The organism is Shewanella sp. SR43-4 (assembly GCF_014163845.1).
Classification (GTDB): Bacteria; Pseudomonadota; Gammaproteobacteria; order Enterobacterales; family Shewanellaceae; genus Shewanella; species Shewanella vesiculosa.
Genome location: NZ_JACJEB010000080.1, coordinates 1 through 218, shown reverse-complemented (window position 1 = coordinate 218; position 218 = coordinate 1). Strand labels below are relative to the sequence as shown.

Below are 218 nucleotides of genomic sequence, written 5' to 3'. Positions count from 1 at the left end.
ACTCAATGCAACGATGAATGTTCATAGTAATATGTACAAAGACTTATTTCGCTTCGGTGAGATAAGCAATCAGAATTCATTGAGCCGAATCGCAAGATTCAAAAAACTTTAATTGAAGAGTTTGATCATGGCTCAGATTGAACGCTGGCGGCAGGCCTAACACATGCAAGTCGAGCGGTAACACAAGGGAGCTTGCTCCTGAGGTGACGAGCGGCGGA

Annotated in this window: 1 rRNA gene; it reads left to right on the top strand. The window is 44.5% G+C overall.

What is annotated here, in order from left to right:
• Nucleotides 1-109 precede the first annotated feature (109 nt).
• A 16S ribosomal RNA gene (locus H5123_RS20480) occupies nucleotides 110-218 on the top strand; the annotation flags it as partial.